29 protein-coding genes are annotated in these 26077 nt (G+C 66.2%); 3 read left to right on the plus strand and 26 right to left on the minus strand.

Going from position 1 to position 26077, the window contains the following annotated elements; genetic code table 11:
• Positions 1-33: 33 nt before the first annotated feature.
• Both K2Y03_RS04605 and K2Y03_RS04610 read right to left on the minus strand, forming a co-directional pair.
• Positions 34-1209 (minus strand): hypothetical protein, encoded by a 1176-nt coding sequence (locus K2Y03_RS04605; RefSeq protein ID WP_294088636.1) that lies wholly within the window; start codon positions 1207-1209, stop codon positions 34-36.
• 60 nt (positions 1210-1269) lie between these two features.
• On the minus strand, positions 1270-1560 hold the full coding sequence (locus K2Y03_RS04610) for an Hpt domain-containing protein (RefSeq protein ID WP_294088637.1): 291 nt from the start codon (positions 1558-1560) through the stop codon (positions 1270-1272).
• Positions 1561-1630: 70 nt separating this feature from the next.
• On the opposite strand from K2Y03_RS04610, the gene K2Y03_RS04615 reads away from it, so the two are divergent.
• Positions 1631-3982, plus strand: coding sequence for a hypothetical protein (locus K2Y03_RS04615; protein WP_294088638.1), 2352 nt, complete (start codon positions 1631-1633; stop codon positions 3980-3982).
• Positions 3983-3986: 4 nt separating this feature from the next.
• Here K2Y03_RS04615 and K2Y03_RS04620 read toward each other — a convergent pair whose 3' ends face one another.
• The 23 genes from K2Y03_RS04620 to K2Y03_RS04730 form a co-directional block, all read right to left on the minus strand.
• The gene (locus K2Y03_RS04620; protein WP_294088639.1) at positions 3987-4265 is read right to left on the minus strand and encodes a DUF1467 family protein; all 279 of its coding nucleotides are present in this window, start codon (positions 4263-4265) and stop codon (positions 3987-3989) included.
• A gap of 4 nt (positions 4266-4269) precedes the next feature.
• Positions 4270-5904 (minus strand): ribonuclease J, encoded by a 1635-nt coding sequence (locus K2Y03_RS04625; RefSeq protein WP_294088640.1) that lies wholly within the window; start codon positions 5902-5904, stop codon positions 4270-4272.
• 80 nt (positions 5905-5984) lie between these two features.
• Positions 5985-6767, minus strand: a complete 783-nt coding sequence (locus K2Y03_RS04630) for a type III pantothenate kinase (protein ID WP_294088641.1) — start codon at positions 6765-6767, stop codon at positions 5985-5987.
• Positions 6768-6822: 55 nt separating this feature from the next.
• Positions 6823-7560, minus strand: a complete 738-nt coding sequence (locus tag K2Y03_RS04635; RefSeq protein WP_294088642.1) for a biotin--[acetyl-CoA-carboxylase] ligase — start codon at positions 7558-7560, stop codon at positions 6823-6825.
• Complete coding sequence (gene nuoN / locus K2Y03_RS04640) at positions 7527-8966, minus strand: NADH-quinone oxidoreductase subunit NuoN (protein ID WP_294088643.1); 1440 nt, start codon at positions 8964-8966, stop codon at positions 7527-7529. Before nuoN ends, K2Y03_RS04635 begins: the two co-directional genes overlap by 34 nt.
• A complete protein-coding gene (locus K2Y03_RS04645; RefSeq protein ID WP_294088644.1) occupies positions 8966-10495 on the minus strand; it encodes an NADH-quinone oxidoreductase subunit M in 1530 nt (509 codons plus the stop codon). Before K2Y03_RS04645 ends, nuoN begins: the two co-directional genes overlap by 1 nt.
• A gap of 5 nt (positions 10496-10500) precedes the next feature.
• Positions 10501-12558 (minus strand): NADH-quinone oxidoreductase subunit L, encoded by a 2058-nt coding sequence (gene nuoL / locus K2Y03_RS04650; RefSeq protein WP_294088645.1) that lies wholly within the window; start codon positions 12556-12558, stop codon positions 10501-10503.
• A gap of 5 nt (positions 12559-12563) precedes the next feature.
• The gene (gene nuoK / locus K2Y03_RS04655; protein WP_294088646.1) at positions 12564-12869 is read right to left on the minus strand and encodes an NADH-quinone oxidoreductase subunit NuoK; all 306 of its coding nucleotides are present in this window, start codon (positions 12867-12869) and stop codon (positions 12564-12566) included.
• A complete protein-coding gene (locus K2Y03_RS04660; protein WP_294088647.1) occupies positions 12866-13477 on the minus strand; it encodes an NADH-quinone oxidoreductase subunit J in 612 nt (203 codons plus the stop codon). Before K2Y03_RS04660 ends, nuoK begins: the two co-directional genes overlap by 4 nt.
• Before the next feature lie 34 nt (positions 13478-13511).
• Positions 13512-13997 (minus strand): NADH-quinone oxidoreductase subunit NuoI, encoded by a 486-nt coding sequence (nuoI, locus tag K2Y03_RS04665; RefSeq protein ID WP_294088648.1) that lies wholly within the window; start codon positions 13995-13997, stop codon positions 13512-13514.
• On the minus strand, positions 13994-15019 hold the full coding sequence (gene nuoH / locus K2Y03_RS04670) for an NADH-quinone oxidoreductase subunit NuoH (protein WP_294088777.1): 1026 nt from the start codon (positions 15017-15019) through the stop codon (positions 13994-13996). The genes nuoI and nuoH overlap by 4 nt, the downstream gene beginning before the upstream one ends.
• Before the next feature lie 23 nt (positions 15020-15042).
• Positions 15043-17046 (minus strand): NADH-quinone oxidoreductase subunit NuoG, encoded by a 2004-nt coding sequence (gene nuoG / locus K2Y03_RS04675; RefSeq protein WP_294088649.1) that lies wholly within the window; start codon positions 17044-17046, stop codon positions 15043-15045.
• A gap of 218 nt (positions 17047-17264) precedes the next feature.
• Positions 17265-18566, minus strand: coding sequence for an NADH-quinone oxidoreductase subunit NuoF (gene nuoF, locus K2Y03_RS04680; RefSeq protein WP_294088650.1), 1302 nt, complete (start codon positions 18564-18566; stop codon positions 17265-17267).
• Entirely contained in the window at positions 18563-18721 is a 159-nt protein-coding gene (locus K2Y03_RS04685) for a hypothetical protein (RefSeq protein WP_294088651.1), read from the minus strand. The genes nuoF and K2Y03_RS04685 overlap by 4 nt, the downstream gene beginning before the upstream one ends.
• A 67-nt stretch (positions 18722-18788) precedes the next feature.
• Complete coding sequence (locus K2Y03_RS04690; RefSeq protein ID WP_294088652.1) at positions 18789-19025, minus strand: hypothetical protein; 237 nt, start codon at positions 19023-19025, stop codon at positions 18789-18791.
• Complete coding sequence (locus K2Y03_RS04695) at positions 19022-19192, minus strand: hypothetical protein (protein WP_294088653.1); 171 nt, start codon at positions 19190-19192, stop codon at positions 19022-19024. Before K2Y03_RS04695 ends, K2Y03_RS04690 begins: the two co-directional genes overlap by 4 nt.
• Positions 19189-19857 carry an NAD(P)H-dependent oxidoreductase subunit E gene (locus K2Y03_RS04700; RefSeq protein WP_294088654.1) on the minus strand — a complete coding sequence of 223 codons (669 nt, stop codon included), beginning with the start codon at positions 19855-19857 and terminating at the stop codon, positions 19189-19191. Before K2Y03_RS04700 ends, K2Y03_RS04695 begins: the two co-directional genes overlap by 4 nt.
• 114 nt (positions 19858-19971) lie before the next feature.
• A complete protein-coding gene (locus tag K2Y03_RS04705) occupies positions 19972-21195 on the minus strand; it encodes an NADH-quinone oxidoreductase subunit D (protein WP_294088655.1) in 1224 nt (407 codons plus the stop codon).
• Positions 21195-21812, minus strand: coding sequence for an NADH-quinone oxidoreductase subunit C (locus tag K2Y03_RS04710; RefSeq protein ID WP_294088656.1), 618 nt, complete (start codon positions 21810-21812; stop codon positions 21195-21197). The genes K2Y03_RS04705 and K2Y03_RS04710 overlap by 1 nt, the downstream gene beginning before the upstream one ends.
• A complete protein-coding gene (locus K2Y03_RS04715; RefSeq protein ID WP_294088779.1) occupies positions 21809-22327 on the minus strand; it encodes an NADH-quinone oxidoreductase subunit B family protein in 519 nt (172 codons plus the stop codon). Before K2Y03_RS04715 ends, K2Y03_RS04710 begins: the two co-directional genes overlap by 4 nt.
• 23 nt (positions 22328-22350) lie before the next feature.
• Positions 22351-22725: an NADH-quinone oxidoreductase subunit A gene (locus K2Y03_RS04720; RefSeq protein WP_294088657.1), complete on the minus strand. Its 375-nt coding sequence runs from the start codon at positions 22723-22725 to the stop codon at positions 22351-22353.
• 104 nt (positions 22726-22829) lie between these two features.
• The gene (locus K2Y03_RS04725) at positions 22830-23300 is read right to left on the minus strand and encodes a GNAT family N-acetyltransferase (protein WP_294088658.1); all 471 of its coding nucleotides are present in this window, start codon (positions 23298-23300) and stop codon (positions 22830-22832) included.
• Positions 23297-23782: an SH3 domain-containing protein gene (locus K2Y03_RS04730; RefSeq protein WP_294088659.1), complete on the minus strand. Its 486-nt coding sequence runs from the start codon at positions 23780-23782 to the stop codon at positions 23297-23299. The genes K2Y03_RS04725 and K2Y03_RS04730 overlap by 4 nt, the downstream gene beginning before the upstream one ends.
• A 98-nt stretch (positions 23783-23880) precedes the next feature.
• On the opposite strand from K2Y03_RS04730, the gene K2Y03_RS04735 reads away from it, so the two are divergent.
• Together K2Y03_RS04735 and K2Y03_RS04740 are read left to right on the plus strand one after the other, a co-directional pair.
• Positions 23881-24891, plus strand: a complete 1011-nt coding sequence (locus K2Y03_RS04735; protein WP_294088660.1) for a D-glycerate dehydrogenase — start codon at positions 23881-23883, stop codon at positions 24889-24891.
• A gap of 65 nt (positions 24892-24956) precedes the next feature.
• Positions 24957-25376: a phosphate-starvation-inducible PsiE family protein gene (locus tag K2Y03_RS04740; protein ID WP_294088661.1), complete on the plus strand. Its 420-nt coding sequence runs from the start codon at positions 24957-24959 to the stop codon at positions 25374-25376.
• 11 nt (positions 25377-25387) lie between these two features.
• Here K2Y03_RS04740 and K2Y03_RS04745 read toward each other — a convergent pair whose 3' ends face one another.
• The gene (locus K2Y03_RS04745) at positions 25388-25969 is read right to left on the minus strand and encodes a TetR/AcrR family transcriptional regulator (protein WP_294088662.1); all 582 of its coding nucleotides are present in this window, start codon (positions 25967-25969) and stop codon (positions 25388-25390) included.
• Positions 25970-26077: the final 108 nt, after the last annotated feature.

A 26077-nucleotide genomic window follows, 5' to 3' on the forward strand; every position in this document is an offset into this window, starting at 1 on the left:
ATCAGGACCTAGAGAAACAACCTTAAATTCAGGCTAAGCCTTTTTGCGCAGCCGCTCAATGCCGGCACCCAGCGCCAGCGCCGCATAGCCCGCCGCCGCCAGCAGCCCGGCCAGCGCCTGCCCTGCCGCAACAAAGGGCAGCAGCAGCAGGGCATAGGCGGGCGCACTGGGGAACCAGCGTGGCGGATCGGGCGCGGCGCGACTGGCGAAACTGGCGAACAGGGCCAGCGCCGCCGCCGCGATCGGGCCGCTCAGCGCTCCCTCGTCCACCCAGGCGCGCGCCCCGATCAGCAGCACGGCCGCCAGCACCCCCGCCTCGCCCAGCCCGCGCTGAAGCTGGGCCAGCCGCTCCTCATCGCGCATCGACGCGAGCGCTCCCCCCGCCGCCAGTGCGACCTGCGCCAGAAACAGCAGCGGCAGGCCCGCCACCGCCATGCCGAAACCCGTGAGCAACAGCGCCAGCGCAATCAGCGCCATCGCCACCAGCACTGGCGCCGCGGTCCCGATCTGGCGCCGCAGCAGCGCGGGCAGCACTGCCCGGGCGAGCGGCGCGACGAGATAGCGATCCGCCCATGGCCGGCGGCGCGACACCAATGTGGCCAGCGTCGCCTCGCTCAGCGCCTGCAGCCGCGCCTGGCTGTGTTCCACACCGTGCCCGGCACGCGCAGGGCCGGCGGGCAGCAGCAGATGCGCCGCCCCGGCCTGCGCCGCCACGCGCAGCAGCGAAGACTGCACGTCATAATCGCGCGGCAGCCGCGCAACATCGGCCACCCGCCCCGCGCCCAGCCGGGCAATGCCGGCCCAGATCGCAGCGTGCCCCACCCGTTCCAGCCCCAGCAGCGCGTCCTGCTCGGCGGTCACCATCAGCGTATCGCCGCTTACCGCCGCCATTGCCTCCAGCAGGCTTTCGGTCGTCACCAGCCCGCCGGCCAGCACCATCACCTCGGCCAGCGGGTGGAGCTTCTCGGTCGCTTCGGCAGCGCTGCGCACGGCATCCACCGCCACGCCGCGGCGGCCGATCCGGTTGATCGCGCCGATCAGTTCCGGGGTAAGCCGCGCCACCACGATCAGCAGATGCGCCGCACCCGCCGCGATTAGCAGCCGCGCCTGATATTCGATTAGCGTCGTGCCGCCAAAGGGCAGCGTGGCGACCAGCGCATCGGGCGCGTCGTCTGCATCTTCATTGGCGAAAAGAAGGCCGGCCAGCATGGGCCGAGCGGCTTAGGCCAGCAAGGCGCGGATGGCAAAGGGGTTTAAGCGTCGCCCGTTTCAAAACCGGGCAAGCGCGGCATCGATGCGGCGCAGCGCGCGCGTGTCATGCGGCTTGCCGGCCGCGTCGCCGGCCAGCACCATCAGCCGTTCGGCGCCAAAGCTGGCCGCCAACCCTTTCAGGCGCAGCGCCGCCTGGCGCCAGGCGGCTGCGTCCGCCGCGCCATCCAGCGCGTCACGGCAACGCGCGGCACTGTCCAGAAACGCACCCCGCAGCTCGGCGATCAGCGCGGAATCCTCGCCTACCGCCGCCGCCAGTGCGGCTTCAATCGCTCCGGGATCATAGGCCATAAGGGTATCGTAGAACCACAGGGGTTAAGCGAAGGTTGCCAATATTCCGCTCACGGCGCATTCATGGTAAATGAGCGCGATGAACGGGGGTTCACCAATGGCCGATATCCATGCGATCGGCACGGAACAGGCAGGGCCGGGCGATGACGGCCTGCTGCTGGACAACGTGCTTGCCGAACTGGCCGATGATGCGGGTGCGCCCATCATCGCGGCGGCGGAACCGGTGGTCGCTGAGGAACTGGTGGAGGAACCCGCTCCGCCTGCCCGCTTCGCCTGGGTCGTGCCGGTGCTGGCGCTGGCCGCCGCCGCTGGCTGGCTGGGCGGCATGGGCTGGCTGATCGCGCCCAGCGTGCGGGGCGGCATGACGCCGGTTGAGCTGGTGCAGCTGGTGGCGGCGCTGTGCGTGCCGCTGGCGCTGATCGGCGTCGTCTGGCTGCTCACGATGCGCCGGTCGACGGCGGAAGCGCGGCGTTTCGCGACCACGGCACAGGCGATGCGGGCAGAGGCCGCCGCGCTGGAAGCAATGCTGGCCCGGGTTTCGGCCCGGGTGGAGGACAACCGCCAGGCGCTCTCCGCGCAGGCGCAGGCCATGGCCCAGATGGGCGAGCGCGCCGCCGATCAGCTGGCCGCCACTACCAGCCTGATGAGCGCGCAGGTCGCGCGCGCCGATGCGCAGGCGCGCACCCTTTCCGAAGCAGTGGGCAATGCGGAAAACGCGCTCAACGTGCTGCTGACCTCGCTGCCGCGCGCGCATGCCGAGACCGGCGCGATGGCGACGACGCTGGAACAGCTGGGTCTTTCCGCCGGCGAGCGGGCCGCAGCACTCGACGCGAGCATCGCCGGGCTGACCGAACGCGGGCGCGAGGCTGACCAGATCGTCGGCGCCGCCGCTCAGAAACTCGCCGCGCACATCGCCCGGATGGAAGCAACCAGCGACGCCGCCGGCGCCCGGCTGGAAGCGGTGACCGGTGAAATGTCCGACGCCGTCGACGCGCTGCTCGGTCGCACCGCCGGCGCGGTTGATGAGGCGCGCAAGGGCATCACCGCGCAGGGCGAGGCGATGCTGGCGATGCTCAACGCCAATCAGGCCGCGCTCGACAGTGCCGGCCGCGACACCATCGAGGCGCTGGGCGAGCGGATCGCGGCGGTGGAGGAAGTCATCACCCGCATCTCCGCCCGGCTGGAAAGCCAGCGCGCGGCGGGCGATGCGCTGGTCCGCGACCTCGACCATCAGTTCCAGGTGGTCGAGGCACGGGTGGAGGCATTCCATTCGGGCGGCATCGAGCGCAACAAGATGCTCGCCGCGTCGATCAGCGCGCTGGACGGTTCGGCTCAGGCGATGACCGAGACGCTGAAGATCGGCGACGGGCTGGCGCGCGGGGTGATCAACACCACCGAGGACCTGCTCACCTCGCTCGATTCGGCTGCGCGCGAAATCGACGAAACATTGCCGGAGGCGCTGGCACGGCTCGACGCGCGCATCAACGCCAGCCGCGCGGTGGTGACGGCGGCCAAGCCCGAGCTGCTCTCGCTGGTGACGGCGGCGGAAAGCACGCACGACGCGATCGAGGCAATCGCGCAGGTCATCCAGAACCAGCGCAACACGCTCGACCAGCTGTCGCGCCTGCTCGTGGAGACGCTGGCGACCGGGCGCGAGCGCGCCGCCGCCATCGGCGACATGCTCGACGAGACGATCGGCCGCACCCACAGCTTTGCCGAACAGGCCGCACCCCGGCTGATCGAGGCGCTCATCCGGGTCCGCGATTCGGCCGCAACCGCTGCCGACCGTGCGCGCGAGACGCTGACCAGCGTCATTCCCGAGGCTGCGACCCTCATCGAAAACGCCAGCGCCCAGGCGATGCAGCGCGCGGTGCAATCCTCGCTCCAGCATCATCTGGCCGAAATCGCCGGCGCCGCCGATGGCGCCGTCGCCGCCGCCCAGCGCGCGAGCGAACGGCTGGCCGAGCAGCTGCTGACCATTGCCGAAACCAGCCATCTGGTCGACCAGCGCGTCGAACAGGCGCGCATCGAGCGCGATCAGGCCGAGACCGAAAGCTTTGGCCGCCGCGCCTCGCTGCTCATCGAGGCGCTCAATTCCGCGTCGATCGACATCGCCAAGCATTTCTCCGCCGATGTCGCCGACAGTGCCTGGGCCGCCTATCTGAAGGGGGATCGCGGCGTCTTCACCCGGCGGGCGGTGCGGCTGCTCGACACCAGCGAAGCGCGCGAAATCGCCCGGCTGCACGACAGCGACGGCGTCTTCCGCGAGCAGGTGAACCGCTACATCCACGATTTCGAGGCGATGCTGCGCGTCGTCCTCGCCCAGCGCGACGGCGCGCCGATGGGGGTGACCTTGCTCTCCTCCGACATGGGCAAGCTCTATGTCGCGCTCGCCCAGGCGATCGAGCGGCTGCGCACCTGAACCGTCAGACCTGGGGTCCGAACCCCTTGAAGAAATCGAGCATCGACGCCGTCACCCAGCCATAGCGCAGGTTGAGCATGAACAGCGCGAACAACAGCGTCGCGACGATGGTGACGCGGCGCACCACGCGCCACGGGCGGAACTCGTGCGGTGCGCTGTCGGCCTGACCGGGCACTTTGGGCACGCCCGCCTCGTCCGCCGTGCGCACGCCAAAGGGCAGCACCAGCAGCACCGAGAAGCACCAGAACAGGAAGTAGATGGCAATGGCGGAGCCGACCGGCATTGGCTCAGGCCTCGATCAGCAGCACGTCGACCACCGGCTTCTTTCCCGTCCAGCGGGTGGCGACGCGGCGCACCGCCAGCCGCACATCCTCGCGCAGCTTTTCGGTATCGCGGGGCTTGCCGCGCGCCGCTTCGGCGGCGGCTTCGGCGGCCTCGTCGATGAACGGGCCACGCTCATCCTCCACCGGCACGCCGTTCAGGCGCAGCTGCGGCGTGCCGAACAACCGCCCCTTTGACAGCGCGACCGCGACCGAAATCTGGCCGTTGATCGACACCTTGCGCCGTTCGTTGATCGTCCCGCCATCGGCGGGCAGGATGACGTCGCCGTCCAGCACCAGCCGGCCGACCGGCGCATGGCCGATCTTGGCGGGCGCTCCCGGCGCCAGCCGCACGATATCACCATCGCTCTGCACCAGCGCGGCCGGAACCCCTTGAGCCAGACCAAAGCGCGCCTGCTCCATCATGTGGCGCATCTCGCCATGCACCGGCACCAGCAGTTGCGGCCTGATCCAGCGATACATCTGCGCCAGTTCCGGCCGGCCGGGATGGCCCGACACATGCACATGCGCCTGACGATCGGTGATCATCACCACGCCCTTGGCCGCCAGCGCGTTCTGGATGCGGCCGATGGCAACCTCGTTGCCGGGGATCTGCTTTGACGAGAAGATGACGGTGTCGCCCGCCTCCAGCCGGATGGGGTGGCTGTCCCCCGCGATGCGGGCGAGCGCGGCCCGTTCCTCGCCCTGACCGCCCGTCGCAATGATCAGCACCTGATCGCGCGGCAGGCGCATCGCCTGGTCGAAATCGACGAGCGCGGGGAAATCGGTGAGATACCCGGTCGCGCGTGCAACCTTCAGGATGCGCTCCAGCGAGCGGCCGGCGATGCACAGCTGCCGGCCGCTATCCTGCGCGACATCGGCCAGGGTCTTCAGCCGGGCAGCGTTGGAGGCAAAGGTCGTCACCACCACCCGTCCGCGCGCGGCCGCCACGGTTTCCATCAGCCCGTCGCGCACCCCGGCTTCGGAGCCAGAGGCTTCGGGATTGAACACATTGGTCGAATCGCACACCAGCGCGAGCACGCCGGCGTCGCCGATGGCGGCCATCGTCTCGGCGGCCACGGGCGCGCCAAGCACAGGCGTGTCGTCCAGCTTCCAGTCGCCGGTGTGGAACACGCGGCCCAGCGGCGTTTCGATCAGCAGCGCATTGCCTTCGGGAATCGAGTGCGCGACCGGCACGAAGCGGAGCGAAAACGGCCCCAGCTGAAAATCCTGCTGCGGCGGAACGACATTCAGCGCAACGCGGCCGGCAATCCCCTCCTCCTCCAGCTTGCCGCGGATCAGCCCGGCGGTGAAGGGCGCGGCATAAAGCGGCACGCCCAGATCCTCCGCCAGATAGGGCAGCGCGCCGATATGGTCTTCATGCCCATGGGTGAGCACAATGCCGAGCAGATCGTCGATCCGCTCTTCGATGAAGCTCAGGTCCGGCAGGATCACGTCGACGCCCGGATAGGCGGCATCGGCAAAGCTGACGCCGCAATCGACCATCAGCCATTTGCCCTGGCAGCCATAGAGATTGACGTTCATGCCAATCTCTCCGGAACCACCAAGGGCAAGGAAAATCAGTTCATTAGCTGGTTTCACTATTATCTTTTCTCAAAATGAAGGGGCGCCGGCCTGGGCGCCAGTGAAGATGGGTGGGAGCGCAGTGTCTGACGCCCCGGTCACGCTGCGATATGGGCGCGTTCCCACAGAATCACCAGCCCCTGAATGGTCAGGTCCGGCTCGATCGCGTCGAACACGCTGGTATGGGGCTCGAACAGCACCGCCAGCCCGCCGGTTGCCACCACTTTCGAAGGGCGCCCGATCTCGGCCTTCAGCCGCGCGACGAGCCCTTCGATCATGCCGATATAGCCCCAATAGATGCCGATATGCATCTGGCTCACCGTGTCGCGGCCGATGACGCTCGCATCAGCCGGTGCCTCGATGGCGATGCGCGGCAGCTTGGCCGCCGCCGTCACCAGCGCATCGAGCGACAGGTTGATGCCGGGCGCGATGATCCCGCCCTTATAGGCGCCGTTGTAATCGATCACTTCAAAGGTGGTGGCGGTGCCGAAATCGATCACGATCAGGTCGCCCTTGTGCCGGGCATGTGCGGCAATCGCGTTCACCGCGCGATCGGCCCCCAGCGAGCCCGGTTCCTTCACATCGATGTCGATGCCCCAGTCGACCGGCGGCTGGCCCGCGATCAGCGGCTCGGCGTTGAAATATTTGCGCGCCAGCGTCTGCAGATTGTGCAGCGCGCGCGGCACGACGGTCGCAATGATCACCCCGGTCACGTCCTGCCGGGTGAACCCCTCCAGCGACAGCAGCTGGCTGAGCCAGACGGCATATTCGTCAGCGGTGCGGCGCGCCTCGGTCGCGATCCGCCAGCGCGCGACGATCGTCTGGTCGCGGACCAGCGCGAAGACGATGTTGGTGTTACCGGCATCGATGGCGAGCAGCATGGTCAAAGGCTCCAAACAAAGTGCATCGCGGCGCAGGCGCCTGGCCCGGCCGCGTTCAGATCAGGAAAACGTCGCCGGCATGAATGGCACGATGTGCGCCATCGGCCAAGCGCAGGATGAGCGCGCCGTCCCCGTCCAGCCCGTGGAACAGCCCCTCTGCCACGGTCCCGTCGGGCAGATGGACCGACAGCGCGGTCCCCGCCGGGTGCGCCCGGTCAAGCCAGCGGGCGCGCACCGGCCCCAGCCCCTCCCCCCGCCAGCGCCCCAGCCAGCGCGCAAAGCACTCGGCCAGCGTCTCGGCAAACGCCTGCGGATCGGGCGCGGCGGCAAGCGCGGCCAGGCTCGTCACCGGCCGGTCAAGGTCTTGCGGGTGGTGGGCCAGGTTGACGCCGATCCCCACCACCACCGCATCGCCCGTCCGTTCCAGCAGGATGCCGGCAAGCTTTGCACCCGCCAGCAGCAGGTCATTGGGCCATTTGATCTGCAACGGGGCAGCGGGTGCATGAACGGCAACCGCTTCGGCCAGGGCGACAGCCGCAACCAGCGCCAGCGTCGCCGGCGGTGGGGCGCCGGGGTGCAGCCGCACCAGCGTGGAGCCGTAGAAGTTGCCCGGCGGCGACACCCAGTGCCGCCCCTGCCGCCCGCGCCCGCCGGTCTGCCGGTCGGCGCGCAGCCATACGCCCTCACCCAAACCGGTCGCCGCCAGCGCGATCATGTCGGCATTGGTCGAACCCGTCTCCGCGACGGTGCGGATCGTGCTCAGAACAGCGCCTTTGCCGCCGTCTGGCTCCATGCCGCGAGCGCCGGGATCAGCAGATAACCCAGCGGCGACAGGAACGCCGCCGACGCCGCGATCAGCCCGCCCTCGATCCGGTCGTCGCTGCGGCCGAATGCGGGCGCGGGATCGTCGAAATACATGATCTTGACGATGCGCAGATAATAATAGGCGCCGATCACCGACAGCGCGATGCCGATCGCGGCATAGGCGAACAGCCCGGCCTGCACCGCTGCCGTGAACACCGCGAACTTGGCGTAGAAGCCGAACAGCGGCGGAATGCCGGCAAGCGAGAACATCATCACCGCCAGGGCAAAGGCCAGGCCCGGCCGCGTGCGCGACAGGCCGGACAGGCTGGCAACGGTCTCCACCGGCTGCCCATCCTCGTCGCGCATCTGCAGCACGATCAGGAAGCTGCCGATCGTCATCACCACATAGATCGCCATATAGCTGAGCACGGCCGACACGCCCTGCGCCGTTCCCGCCGCCAGCCCGACCAGCGCGAAACCGACATTGTTGATCGAGCTATAGGCGAGCAGCCGCTTGATATTGCTCTGGCCGATGGCACCGGCCGCGCCCAGCACGATCGAGGCGAGCGAGGCAAAGATCACGATCTGGCGCCAGTCGGCAATTGCCGGCCCCATCGCCTCCACCGCCACGCGCACCGCCAGCAGGATCGCCGCCACCTTGGGCGCAGAGCCGAAAAAGGCCGTGACCGGCGTCGGCGCGCCTTCATAGACATCGGGCGTCCACATGTGGAACGGCACCGCGCTCATCTTGAAGGCCAGGCCGGTGAACACGAACACCAGGCCGAACAGCAGCCCCTTGCCATGCTCGCCCGCATAGGCCGTCGCCACCGCGTCGAACAGCGTGGTCCCCGAAAAGCCATAAACCAGCGAAATGCCGTAGAGCAGGATGCCGCTCGCCAACGCGCCGAGGACGAAGTATTTGAGGCCCGCTTCAGCCGAGCGCTGATCGCGGCGCATGAAGCTGGCCAGCACATAGGCGGCGAGACTCTGCAGCTCGAGGCCGACATAGAGCGTCAGCATGTCACCCGCCGACACCATCATCCCCATGCCGACGGCGGCGAGCAAAATGAGCACCGGATATTCAGCGCGCAGTGCCTCGCCACGCGTGCGCTCGAAAAAGCCGGGCGCCATGATGATTGCCGCCGCCGCCGCGCCATAGATCAGCACCTTGCCGAAGGTGGCGAACGCATCGGCCTTGTAGAGCCCGTAAAACGCCTCTCCCCCGGCGGAGGCGGGGCCGGCGAGCGCGATGCCCGCGCCCAGCAGCACGGCAACCGCCGTCCAGCCCACCGCGCGCGCGCCGGCGCCCCAGGCGGCGGCCATCATCAGCGCGAGCGCCCCGCCGGTCAGCACGAGCTCGGGCAGCGTCATCATCAACTGGGTTGCATATGTCATCAATGTGCCTCCGCATGGGCCGCGGCGGCCAGCGCGGGTTTGCCCGGGGTCGGCGCTGAATCGCCTGCCGGTGCGCTGCGCTCCACGCGCGCGACCAACGTCTTCACGTCGCCGCGCATCGGCGCGAGGAAACTTTCGGGGTAAACGCCCATCCACAGCACGGCAACGGCAATCGGCGCCAGCAGCGCGAACTCGCGCGCCGACAGATCGGGCATCAGCCGCACATCGTCATGCACCAGATCGCCAAAGGCGACGCGGCGATAGAGATAAAGCATATAGGCCGCGCCCAGAATGATGCCGGTCGTGCACAGCAACGTCGCCGTGGTCGACACCTGATAGGTGCCGGCCAGGCTCAGAAACTCGCCGACAAAGCCGCTGGTGCCCGGCAGACCGACCGACGCCATGGTGAACAGCATGAAGAACAGCGCATAGCGCGGCATGTTGATGCTGAGGCCGCCATAACGGGCAATTTCGCGGGTGTGCAGCCGGTCATAGATGATGCCGACGCACAGGAACAACGCGCCCGACACCAGCCCGTGGCTCAGCATGACGATCATCGCGCCCTCGATCCCCTGCCGGTTGAAGGCGAACAGGCCGATGGTGACGATCGCCATGTGCGCGACCGATGAATAGGCGATCAGCTTCTTCATGTCGGACTGCACCAGCGCGACAAGCGAGGTATAGATCACCGCCACTGCCGACAGCGCCAGGATCAGCCAGGTGTAATCGGCCGATGCTTGCGGGAACATCGGCACCGAAAAGCGCAAGAAACCATAGCCGCCCAGCTTCAGCAGCACGCCCGCCAGGATCACCGATCCCGCCGTCGGCGCCTGCACGTGCGCATCGGGCAGCCAGGTATGCACTGGCCACATCGGCATCTTCACTGCGAACGAGGCAAAGAAGGCAAACCACAGCCAGGGCTGTGCCGCGCGCGGGAAATCATGCGTCAGCAGCTTGGGGATTTCCGACGTGCCCGCCTGCTGCACCATGTACAGCATGGCAATCAGCATCAGCAGCGAGCCAAGCAGCGTGTAGAGGAAGAATTTATAGCTCGCATAAACCCGGTTCGCGCCGCCCCAGATGCCGATGATGAGGAACATCGGAATGAGGCCGCCTTCGAAGAAGACGTAGAACAGGAACAGGTCCTGCGCCGCGAAGGTGCCGATCATCAGCACTTCGGTGAACAGGAAGGCGGCCATATATTCGGGCACGCGGCTGGTGACCGATTCCCAGCTGGCACCGATACAGATCGGCATCAGGAAGACGCTGAGCATGATCAGCATCAGCGCGAACCCGTCGATCCCCAGCGACCAGCCGAACGGGCCGAACAGCGGCGCGGAACGCTCGACAAACTGCCACTGCGCGCCGCCAATGTCGAAATTCGCCCATAGCGCCACGCCCAGCGCGAAATCGACCAGGGTCGCCGCCAGCGCCAGCCAGCGCGCGCCCTTGGCGTCCAGCATCAGGCAGCCAACCGCCGCCAGCGCGGGCACCAGCAACATTACCGACAAGATGGGAAAGCCGTTCATCGCCCTCAGCTCGCAATCGCCCAGGTGACCACGGCGGTAAGCCCGATCAGCATGACAAAGGCATAAGTGTAGATATAGCCGGACTGGAGCGCGGCCGCCGCGCGGCTGCCCTGCGCCACGAAAGCGGCGGCGCCATTGGGGCCGAAGCGGTCGATCGTCCCCTCGTCGCCGCGCTTCCAGAACAGGCGGCCAAAGGCGAAGGCCGGCTTCACGAACAGCACGTCATACAGCTCGTCGAAATACCATTTGTGCATCAGCCAGCGGTGGATGAGCCACAGGCCGCCGGCGATCCGGTCCGCCAGGCCCGGCTGGCGGACATAGACCGCCCAGGCGCCGATCAGCCCCAGCAGCATGACGATGCCCGTCGACAGCTTCAGCAACGTCGGCACTTCGTGCGTTGCGTGCGCCAGATGCGCGTCGAACGCCAGCGCGCCCCGCCAGAAATGCTTGCCCGCCTCCGGCTCGATGAACGCGCCGTGGAAGACGAAACCCGCCACCACCGCGCCCACCGAGAGCAGCACCAGTGGCGTCAGCATCGACCAGGGGCTCTCATGCGGGTGATAGCCGGCAGTACCATCGCCATGATCATGGGCGTGGTGGTCGTCATGCGCATCGTGCGCCGTGTCATGGCCATGGTCATCGCCATGATGGGCGGCATGCTGGATATGCTTGGAACCTGCCCAGCGCGGCGTGCCCCAGAAGGTGAGGAACATCAGCCGCCACGAATAGAAGCTGGTCAGCAGCGCAACGATGATGCCGGTGACCGAGGCACCCATCTGCCCGGCGGCCCAGGCGCCCTCGATGATCGCGTCCTTCGAATGGAAACCGGCAAAGCCGATCGCCAGCTCGTTGCCGAACACCGCCGGAATGCCGACGCCGGTGATGGCAAGCGTGCCCATCATCATCGCCCAGAAGGTGATCGGAATGTGCCGGCGCAGGCCGCCATAGAAGCGCATGTCCTGCTCATGGTGCATCGCATGGATCACCGAGCCCGCGCCCAGGAACAGCAGCGCCTTGAAAAAGGCGTGGGTGAACAGGTGGAACATCGCCGCGCCATAGGCGCCAACGCCGGCGGCAAAGAACATATAGCCCAGCTGCGAACAGGTGGAATAAGCGATCACACGCTTGATATCGGTCTGCACCAGACCGACGGTGGCGGCGAAGAAGCAGGTGGCGGCACCCACCGTCATCACCACCGTCATTGCCGCAGGGCTCGCCTGGAACATCGGCGACAGGCGGCACACCATGAACACGCCCGCCGTCACCATGGTGGCGGCATGGATCAGCGCGGAAACCGGCGTCGGCCCTTCCATCGCGTCGGGCAACCAGGTGTGCAGGCCCAGCTGCGCCGATTTGCCCATCGCGCCCAGGAACAGCAGCAGGCACAGCACCGTGATGGTATCCGCCCGGAACCACAAAAAGCCGATGGTGGAGCCGGCATGGCCCGGCACGGCGGCCAGAATTTCGGGGATCGAAACCGTGTTGAACACCAGATAGGTGCCGAAAATGCCGAGCATGAAGCCCAGATCGCCCACCCGGTTGACGACGAACGCCTTGATCGCGGCGGCATTGGCGCTCGGCTTGCGGAACCAGAAGCCGATCAGCAGATAGGAGGCAAGCCCCACGCCTTCCCAGCCGAAGAACATCTGCACCAGATTGTCCGCCGTCACCAGCATCAGCATCGCAAAGGTGAACAGCGAGAGATAGGCAAAGAAGCGCGGCTGGTCCGGGTCCTCCGACATATAGCCCCAGCTATACAGGTGGACGAGCGCCGACACGCTGGTGATGACGACCAGCATCACCGCCGTCAGCGCATCGACGCGCAGCGCCCAGTCGATCACCATGCCGCCGGAATGAATCCAGCTGAGCACCGGCGTCACGCTGGCCGGCGCCGCGCCGCCCAGAAACTGCAGGAAGATCGGCCATGACAGCGAGCAGGAGACGAACAACGCGCCCGTCGTCACGCTCTTGGCCGCAACCGAACCGAGCGCGCGGTTGCCAAGCCCGGCGACCAGCGCGGCCAGAAGCGGCAGGAAAACGATGATCTGGATGGAGGCCCCCACCGGCGTTACCCCTTCATCCGGTTGACATCGTCGACCGCGATGGTGCCGCGGCCACGGAAATAGATGACGAGAATGGCAAGCCCGATCGCGGCCTCGCCCGCCGCCACGGTCAGCACGAACATCGCGAACACCTGGCCGACCAGGTCACCCAGAAAGGCGCTGAACGCGACGAAATTGATGTTCACCGCCAGCAGGATCAGCTCGATCGCCATCAGGATGACGATGATATTCTTGCGGTTGAGGAAGATGCCCAGCACGCCCATGGTGAACAGGATGGCGGCGACCACCAGATAATGAACCAGCCCGATCACAGCTCCACTCCCTGCCCCACGGGCTGATCGATCATGCGCACGGCCTCTTCGGGACGGCGGGCGATCTGGCGACCGATATTCTGGGGCTTCACTCCGCGCCGCTGGCGGTGGGTGAGCACGATCGCGCCGATCATCGCGACCAGCAGCACCAGGCCGGCCGCCTCGAAGATATAGAGGTAGCGCGAATAAAGCAGCGCGCCGACCGCCTCGATATTGGGCGTGCCGTTCGGCGTGGGCGCGGCGCGGCGGCCCAGCGCAATCGGCCCCGCCGTCCACGCGCCGGCGGCAATGAACAGCTCCACCGCCAGCGCGACGGCAAGCGCCAGCCCCGGCCACAGATAGCGCACAAAGCCCTGGCGCAGCTCGGCAAAATCAATGTCGAGCATCATCACCACGAACAGGAACAGCACGGAGACCGCGCCGACATACACGATGACCAGCAGCATCGCGATGAACTCCGCCCCCACCAGCACCATCAGCCCGGCGGCGTTGAAAAAGGCGAAGATCAGCCACAGCACCGAATGCACCGGATTGCGCGAGGCAATCGTCATCGCCGCTGCGGCGAGCACGAGCGTTGCGAACAGATAAAAGGCAAGGACCTGGATCACGGTGTCGGGGAACCCCTTGGAATCGGCTTGGCGCTTAACGATAGGGCGCGTCGGCGGCAAGGTTTGCCGCAATCGCGCTTTCCCAGCGGTCGCCATTGTCGAGCAGCTTGGCCTTGTCGTAGATCAGCTCCTCGCGCGTTTCGGTGGCGAACTCGAAATTCGGCCCCTCCACAATGGCATCGACCGGGCACGCCTCTGCGCAGAAGCCGCAATAGATGCACTTGGTCATGTCGATGTCGTAGCGGGTGGTGCGCCGGCTGCCATCGGCGCGCGGCTCGGCCTCGATGGTGATCGCCTGCGCCGGGCAGATCGCCTCGCACAGCTTGCACGCGATGCAGCGCTCCTCGCCATTCGGGTAACGGCGCAAGGCATGCTCGCCCCGGAACCGCGGGCTAATCGGGTTCTTCTCATACGGATAGTTGATCGTTGCCTTGGCCTTGAAGAAATAGCGAAGCGTCTTCAGGTGCGCGCCGATAAACTCGTAGAGCGTATAGGCCTTTAGCGTCTGAACCAGGGTCACGCGGAAACTCCCACACGGGTCAGCATCAGATAGCCCGACACCAGGAACACGAAGATCAGGCTCAGCGGCAGGAATACCTTCCAACCCAGCCGCATCAGCTGGTCATAGCGATAGCGCGGCACCGTTGCCTTCACCCAGCTGAACAGGAAGAAGAAGACCCAGATCTTCAGGAACAGCCACAAAATGCCCGGCACCAGATAGAGCGGCGCCCAGTTGAGCGGCGGCAGCCAGCCACCCCAGAACAGCAGCGCGTTGAGCGCGCACATCAGGATGACATTGGCATATTCGCCCAGCCAGAACAGCGCGAAGCTCATCGACGAATATTCGGTCTGGAAACCGGCGACCAGCTCGCTTTCCGCCTCGGTCAGGTCGAACGGCGCGCGCGCGGTTTCCGCCATCGAGCTGATGAAGAACACCACCGCCATCGGGAAGAGCAGCGGGTTGAAGCCATAGCCGTTGAGCAGCCACAGCGGCGTTCCCTGCTGCTTCATCACGATGGTGGAGAGGTTGAAGCTGCCCGCCCACAGCACCACCGAAATCAGCACGAAGCCGATGGCGACTTCATAGGACACCATCTGAGCTGCAGCCCGCAACGCACTGAAAAACGGGTATTTCGAGTTGGACGACCAGCCGGCGATAATGACGCCGTAGACGCCCAGCGACGAAGCGGCGAGCACATAAAGCAGCCCGACATTGATGTCCGCCAGCACCAGCCCGGCCTGGAACGGGATGACCGCCCACACGATCAGCGCGACCGTGAAGGTGATGATCGGCGCCATCAGGAACAGGCCCTTGTTGGCGCTGGCCGGGATGATCGTTTCCTGCAGGAACACCTTGATCCCGTCCGCGAAGGACTGGAACAGGCCGAACGGGCCGACCACGTTCGGCCCCTTGCGCAGCGCGATCGCCGCCCAGATCTTGCGGTCGGCATAGATGATCATCGCCACCGCCAGCATCACCGGGAAGGCGATGACGAGGATGTCGAGGAGCGTGGCGGTGAACCACGCCGCCTCATAGGGCATGCCCAGATAGGTGAACCAGCCGGTCACTCCGCCGCCTCCGCAAAATCCTCGCCATGGATCAGTTCGGCCGAACAGCGCTGCATCGTCGGGCTGGCGCGGCAGATGGCGTTGGTCAGGTAGAAATCCTTGATCGGATAGGCGCCGATCGCCCCTTCCGCCCTCGCATCGAGCGCGGGCGGGGTCCAGTCGAACGTGGCCAGCCCCAGCGTGCCGAGCGCCGGCACCTCCGCCGCCATCGCCGCGCGCAACGCATCGAGCGTGTCGAACGGCAGCGTGTGGCCCAGCCGGTCGGAGAGCGCACGGAAGATCGTCCAGTCCTCGCGCGCGTCGCCCGGCGGGAAGACGGCGCGCTCGCCGCGCTGCACCCGCCCCTCCAGATTGACCCAGGTGCCCGATTTCTCGGCATAGCTTGCCCCCGGCAGCACCACATCGGCCGCCGCCGCGCCCTTGTCGCCATGATGGCCGACATAGACCTTGAAGCTGCCGGCGAAGCGGCTGAAATCCACTTCATCCGCGCCCAGGAAAAAGGCGAGCTTGGGCGCGGCGGCCACGATATCGGCAATGCCGCCGGCCTGCGCATAGCCCAACATCAGGGCGCCCATGCGCGCCGCCGCCATGTGGACGGTGTTGAAGCCGTTCCAGCCATCCCTCACGAGATTGAACCGCGCGGCAAAGGCCAGCGCTGCGCCCAGCCCGCGCTTCAGCGCCGCGCCGCCGACAATCACCATCGGCCGCTCGGCATTGGCAAAGGCATCGGCCAGCGCCGCCGGCACATCGTTCAGCAGCGCCAGGTCGTCGCCCAGCCAGTCGACCTTATAGGTCAGGTCGGTCTCCGGCCCGATGGCAAAGACCTTCGCGCCCTTCTTGATCGCCTTGCGCAGGCGTGTGTTCACCAGCGGCGCTTCCCAGCGCAGATTGGTGCCGACGAGCAGGATCGCGTCGGCCCGCTCGGCGCCGGCAATGCCGGTGTTGAAGTTGAGCGCAGCCAGCGAAGAGATGTCGTAATCCATCCCCGTCTGCCGCCCCTCGAGCAGCGTCGAGCCCATGGCGCCGAGCAGCGCCTTGGCCGCGAACATGGTTTCGCAATCGACCAGATCGCCCGCAATCGCCGCGACCGAGGTGCCGGCATCGACCGCCGCAATCGCCGCGAACGCCTCTTCCCAGCTCGCCTCGACCAGCTTGCCGTCACGCCGCACGAACGGCCGGTCCAGCCGCTTGCGCACCAGGCCATCGACCGCGTGGCGCGTCTTGTCGCTCGCCCATTCCTCGTTCACGTCTTCGTTGATCACCGGCAGGCAGCGCAGCACCTGGCGCCCGCGGCTGTCGAGCCGGATGTTGGTGCCGACCGCGTCCATCACGTCGATGGTCAGCGTCTTCTTCAGCTCCCAAGGCCGCGCCTCGAACGCATAGGGCTTGGCTGTAAGCGCGCCGACCGGGCACAGATCGACGACATTGCCCGAAAGTTCGCTCGTCACCGCTTTTTCCAGATAGCTGGTGATCTGCATATTCTCGCCGCGATAAATGGCGCCGATTTCCTCCACGCCCGCCACTTCCTCGGCAAAGCGCACGCAGCGCGTGCACTGGATGCAGCGCGTCATCACCGTCTTGACGATGGGGCCCATGTACTTCTCGGTGACCGCGCGCTTGTTCTCGTCATAGCGGCTGGTGCCCCGGCCATAGGCGATCGACTGGTCCTGCAGGTCGCATTCGCCGCCCTGGTCGCAGATCGGGCAATCGAGCGGGTGGTTGATGAGGAGGAACTCCATCACCCCTTCGCGCGCATTCTTCACCATGGCCGAGCTGGTGAAGACTTCCTGATTGTCAGCGGCGGGCAGCGCGCACGACGCCTGCGGCTTGGGCGGCCCCGGCTTCACCTCCACCAGGCACATGCGGCAATTGCCGGCGATGCTGAGCCGCTCGTGATAGCAGAAGCGCGGGATTTCCTTGCCCGCCGCTTCGCACGCCTGCAGCACAGTGGCGCCAGCGGGGACTTCGACTTCGATCCCATCGACTTTGAGTTTAGGCATTAGTGGCCTTCATTTTCATCTAAGTTCGGCCAATTTGCATTCGCCAGAATCCAAAGCCCTACAATGTTGGCCAAAGGAATGAATGCTAGGACTACAAAAATCTTCGAATAGCCCAATCGGCCGAGAATTTTGGCAACAGGAATGCCTATGCCAACAACCCAAAGAATTAAGATGACCCAATGGACAACTGAGAATCCACCCATGTTACTAGCCCTCCATCACTCCGCCGCCTCCGCCATCGGCGCCACGCCCTTGCGTTCCGCGATCCGCCGCTCGACCTCGGGGCGGAAGTGGCGCAGCAGGCCCTGGATCGGCCAGGCCGCAGCATCGCCCAGCGCGCAGATGGTGTGGCCTTCCACCTGCTTGGTCACCTGATAGAGCGTGTCGATCTCGCTCACTTCGGCATCGCCGGTGCGCAGCCGCTCCATCACCCGCCACATCCAGCCGGTGCCCTCGCGGCACGGGGTGCACTGGCCGCAGCTTTCATGCTTGTAGAAATAGCTGAGCCGCGAAATCGCGCGGACGATGTCGGTGGACTTGTCCATCACGATGACGGCGGCGGTGCCAAGGCCCGAGCCGAGCTTTTTCAGCCCGTCAAAATCCATCGGGCAGTCCATGATCTGCTCGGCCGGCACCAAGGGCACAGAGGAACCGCCGGGGATGACCGCGAGCAGATTGTCCCACCCGCCGCGAATGCCGCCGCAATGCTTTTCGATCAGCTCGCGGAACGGAATGCTCATCGCCTCCTCGACCACGCAGGGGCGGTTCACATGGCCGCTGATCTGGAACAGCTTGGTGCCCTTGTTGTTCTCGGCGCCAAAGCTCGCAAACCACTCGGGCGAGCGTCGCAGGATGGTGGGCACCACCGCGATCGATTCGACATTGTTCACGGTGGTCGGGCAGCCATAAAGCCCCGCGCCCGCCGGGAAGGGCGGCTTCAGCCGGGGCTGGCCCTTCTTGCCCTCCAGGCTTTCGAGCATCGCGGTCTCTTCGCCGCAGATATAGGCGCCGGCGCCGCGGTGGACGAAGACGTCGAAATCATAGCCCGAACCGCTGGCATTCTTGCCGATGAAGCCCTTGGCATAGGCCTCTGCCACGGCGGCATAGAGCGTTTCGGCCTCGCGGATATATTCGCCGCGAATGTAGATATAGGCCGCGCGCGCGCGCATCGCGAAGCCGGCGACCAGCGCGCCTTCGATCAGCTTGTGCGGATCGTGGCGGATGATCTCGCGGTCCTTGCAGCTGCCCGGTTCGGATTCGTCGGCGTTGATGACCAGGAAATTGGGCCGGTCCGCGCGCGGCTCCTTGGGCATGAAGCTCCATTTGGTGCCGGTGGGGAACCCGGCCCCGCCGCGCCCGCGCAGGCCGGATGCCTTGATCCGGTCGATGATCGCGTCCTGCCCGATCTCCAGCAGCGCTTTCGTATTGTCCCAGTCGCCGCGCTTCATTGCGGCGTCGATCGTCCATGGCTGAAAACCATAGACGTTGGTGAAGATGCGATCCTTGTCCGCCAGGCTCACCGGCGCTGCTCCATCATGCGCGTTACGAAATGATAGGCGGCAATGCCCACGCCCACCGCCATGCCCAGCACGATCAGGCCAAAGGCCAGCTGCACCAGCTTCACAAGAACGAAAATCGCCAGCAGCGCGGCGGCCAGGGCGATGAGGATGTTCATGCACCACCTCCGGAGCTGGCTCGCTTCGCGCCGACGACGGGCACCCCGATTCTGGCCGACTTCGGCATCACGGCTCCCCCGGACGATCGTGGTCGCTGCCGGCGATATCGCCTTTTCCGTCCGACTTTGCCGGGCTCTTCGCCTGCAAGCCGCCCATCGCGACGAGAATAAGAACAAACGGCGCAATCCAGCCGGCAGACGGCGCCTGGCCGGTTATCGCCCAGGAACCGAGGATGAGCACAACGCCGGCGACCATGAAACCGATCAGCGCAGTTTTGACCATCTTGGTGCGATCAGATTTCATTTTCCGCCCCCGATCCGCTTGTTCCCCGTCAGCGCGAAATAGGCGACCACGCCCAGCCCGATAACAACGATCGGCCCGAGCAGCGCGAAGGTCAGCCGCAGCACCCAACCCAGCACGACCAGCCCACCGATGACCGCGAGAATGGAGACAATGGTCTTCTTGTTCATGCCCATTCTCCCCGGTAATCGTGGTTGTCGTTCACCATCGCGGCAAGGCTGGTCGGCCCGCCTTCGGGGCAGCTGGCGCGGCGGCCGGTCTGCGAGCCGGCCGGGGGCGTTTCCCCGCGCGCCAGCGCCTCCAGGATCGCGGTCATCCGGTCATAGTCCAGATCTTCGTAATTGTCGTCGTTGATCTGCACCATCGGCGCATTGGCGCACGCCCCCAGGCACTCGACCTCGGTCAGCGTGAACAGGCCGTCGGGCGTGGTCTTGCCCTTGTTCAGCCCGTGGTTGCGGCACGCCTTCATCACCTCGTCGGACCCGGCGAGCATGCACGGCGTCGTGCCGCACACCTGCACATGATAGCGGCCGACCGGCGCCAGGTTGAACATGGTGTAGAAGGTCGCCACCTCGAACACGCGCATATAGGGCATGCCTAGCTCGCGCGCGACGAACTCGATCACCGGCACCGGCAGCCAGCCTTGCGTCTGCGTCTCGGCGCCGACCTGGCGCTGGGCAAGGTCGAGGAAGGGCAGCGAGGCGGACTGCTGCCGCCCGGCTGGATAGCGCGCCAGGATGGTGCGCGCCTTTTCGGCATTTTCCGCCGTCCAGGCAAAACTGCCCCAGCGCGCGCGGGTTTCGGCTTCGTCGGGAATATGGGGGGTATCAGCCATTAACACAGACTCCGTCACCCCGGACCTGATCCGGGGTCCAGCTGCCTTTCGACGCAGCGGTGAAGAAGAAGCGGGATGCCGGATCAAGTCCGGCATGACGGGAGGAAGATGGGATCACCGGTCACACTCCCCGAACACAATGTCGAGCGCGCCCAGGATCGCGGTCGTGTCCGCCAGCATGTGGCCGCGGCTCATGAAGTCCATCGCCTGCAGGTGTGAGAACGCCGTCGGGCGGATCTTGCAGCGATAGGGCTTGTTGGTGCCGTCGCTCACCAGATAGACGCCGAACTCGCCCTTGGGGCTTTCGGTGGCCACGTAAACCTCGCCCGCGGGCACGTGGAAGCCCTCTGTATAGAGCTTGAAATGATGGATCAGCGCTTCCATCGAGCGCTTCATTTCGCCGCGCTTGGGCGGCACCACTTTGCGGTCCAGGCTGGCGATCGGCCCCTCGGGCATTTCGGCCAGGCACTGTTTGATGATGCGGGCCGACTGGCGGACTTCCTCCACCCGCACCATGAACCGGTCATAGCAATCGCTGCGCGTGCCGACCGGCACGTCGAAGTTCATGCGGGCATAAACGTCATAGGGCTGGCTCTTGCGCAGGTCCCACGGGATGCCGGCGGCGCGGATCATCGGGCCGGAAAAGCCCCATTTCAGCGCGTCTTCCTTGCTGACCACGGCGATGTCGACGTTGCGCTGCTTGAAGATGCGGTTGTCGGCGACCAGCGAAATCGCGTCCTCGAACAGTCGCGGCAGGCGGGTGTCGAGCCAGTCACCAATGTCGGACAGCAGCTTCAGCGGCGCATCCTGGTGCACGCCGCCGGGGCGGAAATAGGCACTGTGCATCCGCGCGCCCGAAACGCGCTCGAAAAAGTTCAGGCAATCCTCGCGCAGCTCGAACATCCACAGGTTCGGCGTCATCGCGCCCACATCCATCACATGGCTGCCCAGGTTCAGCATGTGGTTGGAAATGCGGGTAAGTTCGGCAAACAGCACGCGCAGATACTGGGCACGCAGCGGCACTTCCAGATCGAGCAGCTTCTCGATCGCCAGCACATAGCTATATTCCATGCCCAGCGGCGAGCAGTAATCCAGCCGGTCGAAATAGGGCAGCGCCTGAAGATAGGTCTTGTACTCGATCAGCTTTTCGGTGCCGCGGTGGAGGAGCCCCACATGCGGATCGAGCCGCTCGACGATTTCGCCGTCCAGCTCCATCACCAGCCGCAGCACGCCGTGCGCGGCCGGATGCTGGGGGCCGAAATTGACGGTATAGTTTTCGATCGCGATTTCGCCGGTTTCCGGGTCCACCACGCGCTCGCTGGCTCTGGTGTCGGTCATCACTGGGCCTTTTCGTCGCCGGGCAGAATATAGTCCGCGCCTTCCCACGGGCTGGTGAAGTCGAACACGCGGAAATCCTGGGCCAGCTTCACGGGCTCATAAACCACGCGCTTGGCCTCTTCGGAATAGCGCAGCTCGACATAGCCGGTGAGCGGGAAATCCTTGCGCTGCGGATGGCCGCGAAAGCCGTAATCGGTCAGGATGCGGCGCAGATCGCCATTGCCGCTGAACAGCACGCCGTACATGTCGTACACTTCACGCTCCAGCCAGCCGGCGACGGGCCAGATGCCGGTCACGCTTGGCACCGGCTGCACCTCGTCGGTCAGCACGCGCACGCGCAGGCGGTGGTTCCGCGTGACCGACAGCAGGTGATAGCAAACGTCGAACCGCTCAGGCCGCTCAGGGTAATCGACGCCGGCGATTTCCATCAGCTGCTGATAGGCAAGGCCGGGCGTGTCGCGCAGCAGGGTCATCGCCTCGACCAGCCCGTCGCGCGCGATGGTCAGCGTCACTTCGCCATGCGCGTCGAGCGTATCGACCAGCAGATCGCCCAGCGCGGCGCGGGCGGTGTCGATCACGCCGTCATTGGGGGCGTAAGCGGGTGCGGGCGCCTTCATCGATCGAGCGCCCCCACGCGGCGGATCTTCCGCTGCAGCTGCATGATGCCATAGAGCAAAGCCTCTGCCGTCGGCGGGCAGCCGGGCACGTAAATGTCCACCGGCACGATCCGGTCGCAGCCGCGCACCACGCTGTAGCTGTAATGATAATAGCCGCCGCCATTGGCGCAGCTGCCCATCGAGATGACGTATTTGGGGTCCGACATCTGATCATAGACCCGGCGCAGCGCGGGCGCCATCTTGTTGCAGAGCGTGCCGGCCACGATCATCACGTCGGACTGGCGCGGGGACGCGCGCGGCGCGGCGCCGAAGCGTTCGAGGTCATAGCGCGGCATGTTGACGTGGATCATCTCCACCGCGCAGCAGGCGAGACCAAAGGTCATCCACCACAGCGACCCGGTGCGCGCCCACTGGAACAGTTCCTCGGTCGAGGTGACCAGAAAGCCCTTGTCGGTCAGCTCGCTGTTGATGTCGTTCAGAAAGCCGACGTCCGGCAGGGTGCCGGCGGCGGGCATGGTGGCGGGTGCGGGCGTCACGTTCATTCCCAATCCAGTGCCCCCTTCTTCCACGCATAGGCCAGCCCCAGCGCCAGCTCGGCGATGAAGATCATCATCGCGAACCACGCGGTCCAGCCCAGCTTGAACACCGAAACGGCCCAGGGGTAGATGAAGGCCGCCTCCAGATCGAACACGATGAACAGGATGGCGACCAGATAGAAGCGCACGTCGAACTGGCTGCGCGAATCCTCGAACGCGGGAAAGCCGCACTCATATTCGGCCAGCTTTTCCGGCGTGGGGTTGTGCGTGCCGGTCAGCCGTGACACCGCCATCGGCAGGAACACGAAGGCGCAGGACAGCACCAGCGCGACCGCCAGAAACAGCAGGATGGGCAGATATTGCGACAGATCAAGCAAAGCGGTTCTCGCCTTGTCCAGGGGAAGGAATTGCCGCGCTTCTAAGCGGATGGGTTGGCGGGGGCAAGCACCGGTTGGTGCAGCGCACCCGAAAAAGCGGTGGATCAGGTGATCGTGCGCGCCATGAAGCGGCTGAACGCGTTTTCGGCATAATCGGCAAACGGCCCGCAGAACGCAAAGCCGTGGCGCAGATAGAGCGCATGCGCGGCGGCAAAGCCCGGCCCGCTGCCAGTTTCCAGATAGAGCCGGCCCAGCCCCCGCGCCTGCGCCGCCGCGACCAGATGAGCAAGCAGGTGCGCGGCCACGCCCCGGCGCAGATGGTCGGGCGCGGTGCGCATGGACTTTATCTCGCCCTCCCCCGGCCCCAGCAGCTTCAGCGCCGCACAGCCCAGCAGCGCTTGGCCCTCCCACGCCGTCCACAGGGTGACGCCCGGCGCGCGCAGTGCCTCCAGCCCCAGCGCGAACACGTTTTCCGGCGGCGACTGGGCGTGCATCTGCGCCAGATGATAGGCGATGAGGGCGGTGATTTCAGGCCCCGTCGCCGGGTCCTCGACAATCCGCCAGCCGTCGCTCAAGCCAGCTCCTCGTCGGGCGCCACGCCCCAGAGCCGGTTCGCCTCGACAAAGCCGCCGCGCCCGCGCACGTCTAGGAAGCACCAGCCGCGCGCGCATTTGCTCACCCGCCCGACCACGCCCGGCGCCGCGCGCCAGCTGACCTTGGCATCGAAGCGGGGCGCATCGCGCAACTCGGCCGCGCTGCCCAGCACCAGCGCGGTGCGCGTGTCGGCCAGCAGGTTGGACTTCATCCAGCCCTGCGTGCCGCCCGGATCCTCGATCTTGCGCCAGTCGCGATAGATGTCGACCACCTTCACCGGCAGGTCCTGCCGCACATATTTCCAGCTGATCGGATAGTTGCGCCCCGGCCCGGTGCGCATGCGGGCCTCCGGCGCGCGGATCGACGCGAAATAGGGCACGGCGCGCTTCTGCGCCCAGGCAACGCCGCCGCTGCCGGCCGCGACAAGGGCCAATCCCGCCAGGCTCCAGGCCAGTCTCCGCATCGTCCACACCCCTTGCCGTTGCGGGCCCAGTCTACCGGCCGCCCTGCCCATAGTTCAACACCGTTGACGGGGCGCCAAACAGCCGCCAAGCCGCATCCATGCCCGATTTGAGACGAAAATGGGCGAAAACGCCCAATCCCAAGGTGATCGTCACCCGCGAACTGGCGGATGCGGTGATGGACCGGATGGCCGAGCTGTTCGACGTGACGCTCAATCGCGCCGACACCCCCTATAGCCGCGATCAGCTGGCAGAGGCGATGCGCAGCTGCGACGTGCTGGTGCCGACCGTGACCGACGAGATCGATGCCGCGCTCATCGAACAGGCCGGCGACCGGCTGCGCCTGATCGCCAATTTCGGCGCGGGCGTGAACCATATCGACCTGAAGGCGTGCCGCGCGCGCGACATCATCGTCACCAACACCCCCGGCGTGCTGACCGAGGATACCGCCGACATGGCGATGGCGCTCATCATCTCGGTGCCGCGCCGGCTGGCGGAAGGGGAAAAGCTGGTCCGTTCCGGCCAGTGGAAGGGCTGGAGCCCGGGCGGCATGCTGGGCCACCGCATCGGCGGCAAGGCGCTGGGCATCATCGGCATGGGCCGCATCGGCCAGGCGGTGGCGCGGCGGGCGCGCGCCTTTGGCCTGTCGATCCATTACCACAACCGCCACCGCCTGCCCAAAGTGGTGGAGGCCGAGCTGGGCGCAATGTGGCACCCCAATCTGGACGAGATGCTGGGCGCGATCGACATTCTGACGATTCACACCCCGCGCAATGCCGACAGCGAGAATCTGATCAACGCAGACCGGATCGCGCTGATGCGGCGACACGTCTACCTCATCAACACCTCGCGCGGCGGAATTGTCGACGAGGATGCGCTGATCGACGCGCTGGAGGCCGGGCGGCTGGCCGGCGCCGGGCTCGATGTGTGGAAGCACGAACCCGCCATCGACCCGCGCCTGCTGGCGCTGCCCAATGTGGTGATGACGCCGCACATGGGCTCCGCCACGTTCGAGGGGCGCTTTGCCTCGGGCGAAAAGGTCATCACCAACATCCGCGTCTGGGCCGATGGCCACCGCCCGCCCGACCAGGTGCTGGAGGGGTGGGTCTGAGATAATCGATAGGCCCGCCGCCTCATCTGCGCTATGATCGGCAAAGTATCGTGGGAGCACGACGCATGCCACCCGAACAACCCGACGCGGATTTGGGCGGCGCCAGGATCAGGAGCCTGGCCGTTTCAGGCTTCAACGCGCTCGAACAGAGCCTGCTGATCATCATCGCGCTGCTGACGATCGGCGCGGTGGCGCGCGAAATCTACCTCGTCTTCGCCACGCAGACGGTAACTCTGGCCGACATTTTGCAGATGTTCCTCTACACCGAAGTGATCGGCATGGTCGGCGTGTTCTACACCGGCCACGGCTTCGCCTCGCCCTTTGCCTATCCCATCTTCATTGCCATCACCGCGCTTGCCCGGCTGATCGTGCTGCAGGGCAAGGACATGAAGCCCGAAAACATCCTGTTCGAGGCAGGCGCCATTCTGCTGTTGGCGGTGGCGGTGATGATCATCCTGCGGCCGCGCCAGCAGGCGGCGGGATAGCGGCCCGCCGGTCACGCATCCCGTGCCGCGCGCAGCAACCGCCGGGCGGCATCGCCGGTGGCCCGGGCGACGGCCGCTCTGGCCGGGCCGTCGGGCAGGGTCCGCGCGATGGTGACGCCGCCCGACAGCAGCGCCAGCAGCGCGACGGCGCGGTCGTGATCGAGCGGGGCCGGGCCATCTGTAGACGTCATCGCGGCCACGGCCTGCGCAAAGCCATCGGCGAAACCGCGCCGCACATCATCGGCGCCGCGCGCCGCCTCCGCCGTCAGCGACTGCAGCGCGCAACTCTCGCGAACGTCGCAGTTCAGCCGCTCGTCGAGATAGAAATCGATCAGCTGCTCCGCCCATCCCGCGCCCCCTTCGCGGAATCCGCGAATGCCGGCGGCAAGGTCGGCAAGGCCGACGGCGACCACTTCGCCAAAGACGGCGGCCTTGGAGGGGAAATGGGCATAGAAGGCGCCGGAGGTGACGCCCGCCTCGCGCGCGATGCCATCGACACCGACACCGCCATAGCCGAACGCCCGGAAACTGCGCCCCGCCCCGGCCAGCAGCCGGGCACGGCCCTCCTCTTTCTTCCCGACAGGATGCGGCATTCAAATCCTTTCGACACCACGGGTTGACAACATAACGTTCGTTATCTTATTACCACATAGCGATCGTTATACAGCGGTTGTGGCGCGCCGGCAATTCCGTCGACGCGA

The organism is Sphingomonas sp., from assembly GCF_019746015.1.
GTDB lineage: Bacteria > Pseudomonadota > Alphaproteobacteria > Sphingomonadales > Sphingomonadaceae > Sphingomonas.